Annotated in this window: 3 protein-coding genes; all 3 read right to left on the reverse strand. The window is 39.9% G+C overall.

Going from position 1 to position 3,339, the window contains the following annotated elements:
• Positions 1-201: 201 nt before the first annotated feature.
• Positions 202-741, reverse strand: coding sequence for a DJ-1 family glyoxalase III (locus ACVPON_RS01565; RefSeq protein WP_462875505.1), 540 nt, complete (start codon positions 739-741; stop codon positions 202-204).
• A gap of 7 nt (positions 742-748) precedes the next feature.
• A complete protein-coding gene (locus tag ACVPON_RS01570) occupies positions 749-1,975 on the reverse strand; it encodes an FtsW/RodA/SpoVE family cell cycle protein (protein WP_462875507.1) in 1,227 nt (408 codons plus the stop codon).
• 948 nt (positions 1,976-2,923) lie between these two features.
• The gene (locus ACVPON_RS01575) at positions 2,924-3,166 is read right to left on the reverse strand and encodes a type B 50S ribosomal protein L31 (protein ID WP_462875509.1); all 243 of its coding nucleotides are present in this window, start codon (positions 3,164-3,166) and stop codon (positions 2,924-2,926) included.
• Between the last annotated feature and the right edge of the window lie 173 nt (positions 3,167-3,339).

Consider the following 3,339-nt stretch of genomic DNA (forward strand, 5'->3'; position numbering starts at 1 on the left):
TCTATTCTAGTGTACTACAATGATTGATATCTAGTTATGATTTTCGCTTTCTGAAAACGTTTTTTTCTTCATGCGTTTGTCGTGGAGGAGAACGTCATCATCGATTTCATCGAAATCCATTTTCTCCTCTCCCTAATCTATAGGGGGTTCAATACTACTGCTGATGATGCGCATAACCTTTTCAAAACAGGTCTGCTACTTCTATTGATCGTACACCATTGCTGTTGCCAAACTAGCTCCATCCCCACCGAGAAGGTCAACCAAGCAATAGGCAAAGGCTAAAGCTGTCCCTGCTCCCCGGCTCGTTACGATCGTTCCATCAATGACTACCGTATCTGTTACATGTTGACCAGAAAGAATGCTTTCTTCCTGCCCAGGATAGCATGTATAGCGACGCCCTACGAGAAGCCCTGCCGTCTCCAACACAATCGGTGCTGCACAAATGGCTGCCACATATTTTCCCTTTTCAGAAATTGCCTGCAAGGCTACAATCAAGCCTGCATGATTCTGTAAATGAATGGTTCCTGGCATTCCACCAGGCAAGATAACCATATCATAAGCTGACAGATCTCCTGTAAAAACCTGATCAGCCTGCACCTTGATTCCATGGGAACCCTTGACTTCTAAGGCTGTCAGTCCCAGCATATCACATTCAATCGCTGCCCGTCTCAGAACATCTACTGGTGTTAACGCCTCAATTTCTTCAAAACCGTCTGCTAATACAACTGCTACTTTTTTCATAATGCACCTATCTTTCTACACGTTTAATCGTGATTTTCTTATATGCCCGCGACTTATTATAACGCTGCTCATTAGATAAGGTATACTGATAAGTCATAGACAACATCAAACCAACACCGAGGAGGTTGGAAATAATAGAGGAGCCACCTTGGGAGATAAAAGGTAGGGGAATCCCCGTCAAAGGAAGGACACCGATAGCTGCTCCAATATTTTCAAAGACATGGAAGAGTAACATCATAATGTAGCCAGTCGAAATATAGGTATAAAAACGATTGTTGGATTGCAGAGTAATCCGCAACATGCGATAGATCAATAAGGTATATAGTCCAATCAAGGTTACACCACCTATAAAGCCAAAATCTTCTCCAATGACCGTAAAAATCATGTCACTTTCCCGAACAGGAACAAGGAGATTGGTTTTATTAAACCCTAGACCTTTCAGACCACCACTACCGATAGCAATTAGACTTTGTGCCTGCTGATAGGTCGTTGATTTAGCATTTTTAAAGGGATCTAGCCAGGCTGCAATTCGGTTAATTTTATAAGTATCCATACCGATATTATGCAAAAAGGTTGTCCCACCTGGCGCAATAAAAAGAAGTAAGAAGCCCCCCACTAGAACAAGGAAGGTAAGAAAGGTCGGCAACAAAATCTTCCATGACACACCTGATAGCAGAACCATGCCACTGAAAATAGCAAGAAAGACAAGGGAGGTTCCCAAATCCTTTTGCAAATAGAGGAGCAAGAGAACAGGGAGCGTCCACATCGCCAAATAACCAATCAGCTGAAAATCCCCTTGAATGGTCTTTGCAGGATACTTCTTTTGAAAACGAACAATACTTCGAGCCATCATAACAATGTAGGAAATTTTCATAAATTCCGAGGGCTGAAAGAGGGTCACACCACGAATAGTCACCCAGTTCTTCGCTCCTGTTGAAGCCACTAATTCTGGGCTATAAAAGACCAAGGGTAAGACCATTAAACCCAGCCCTAAAAGATATAAAATCGGCGTCACAGTCCACAAGAATTTGGTACTAAACAACATCACCAAAAAAGCAAGGCTGATGCCTAAGAAAATCCATACCATCTGCTGACCAACAATAGCTGCAACATTATGGGGAAAATCCTGACTAACAGCAATATAGACGGAAACAATCCCAATCAACAGTAAAAAAAACACAGGTAAAATTAAGGCATAGTCAATCCGACTCTCCAAGGAGGAAGTCCTCTTCATTTTTTATCCTCATACTTTCAATCAATTCACTTTCCCAGTATAGCAGAAAATGAAAAAAAATTGAACTAGAAAGCTAGAAGAGTTGACCTACATCGAGAAGAGATACAACCATAAATAATAGAGTGTTCTGTTACTCCTAGTCAAGATAGGGATAAGATCCAATTGTCCACTCCTTTTATGTGTAAACTGTTTCTCCATACAGTTTAAGTTGTATTTCCCAGATATTAAAACCAGTTCATTTACAAATAAAAAATCGTGATGTTATCCTAATGCCTACATGCCACAATTAGTAAGGAGAACATCATGTGCCAAACCATTCACCATTGGATAGCAACTGATAGAGATGAGATAATCTCTACTTTGTCATAGCTCATTTCGTGCCCTAAGGCTGAAGATATAGAAGATACAAGGGAACCCTTCAATATCATAAAAAATTTTTTACAGAGGGAAAAACCTGATTTTCAAAAAATTAGAAAACAGTCCAATAGACTGTGCAGAACGTGACAAACCCTCTAAACGATGGCAAAATAGCAAATTCGAAGTGTGAATATCATCTTGAAGCAACTCTTGAAAATACTGATATAGCAGTATTTCTAAGAGTTTTTATATTTTTTAGCAAAAGAAAAAAGATTAAAGAAAATTAGTCGAAATAGACTTTTTCTTCAATCTGAACAGTACAATGGACTGTGAACTCGCTCTACCATTTCCAGGCTCATGAAAAAACAGTCCACTGGACTGTGAACTCACTCTACCATTTTCAGGCTCATGAAAAAACAGTCCACTGGACTGTGAACTCGCTCTACCATTTTCAGGCTCATGAAAAAACAGTCCACTGGACTGTGAACTCACTCTACCATTTTCAGGCTCATGAAAAAACAGTCCACTGGACTGTGAACTCGCTCTACCATTTTCAGGCTCATGAAAAAACAGTCCACTGGACTGTTTTTTTTACTTGAGACCGTATTTTTTGTTGAAGCGATCCACACGTCCATCTGCCTGAGTGAACTTTTGACGTCCAGTATAGAATGGGTGTGAGTCTGATGAAATTTCCACACGAATCAATGGATAAGTTTCACCTTCAAATTCGATAGTTTCTTTAGAGTTCTTTGTAGAACCGCTAAGGAACTTATAACCAGTAGTTGTGTCCATAAAGACAACAGGGCGATATTCTGGATGGATATCTTTTTTCATTTTAAAAATTCCTTTCTGCCATGGACTCTTTCCGAGCCATAGATAATACGTATATAGTCTACCATATTTTCATTTCCTTGGCAACACTTACCCTCCAAATTTCACGCCGTACGCATGAAAACTTTCTTCTCTCCTTTTACACCTGTAAATAACTACTTTAAACTTGGTATCTC

This window comes from Streptococcus sp. 1F3 (assembly GCF_054968985.1).

Excerpts from the sequence above, each read along its gene's own strand:
- ACVPON_RS01575 (WP_462875509.1), bottom strand. The coding sequence starts at position 3,166 with ATGAAAAAAGATATCCATCCAGAATATCGCCCTGTTGTCTTTATGGAC.
- ACVPON_RS01570 (WP_462875507.1), bottom strand. The coding sequence starts at position 1,975 with ATGAAGAGGACTTCCTCCTTGGAGAGTCGGATTGACTATGCCTTAATT.
- ACVPON_RS01565 (WP_462875505.1), bottom strand. The coding sequence starts at position 741 with ATGAAAAAAGTAGCAGTTGTATTAGCAGACGGTTTTGAAGAAATTGAG.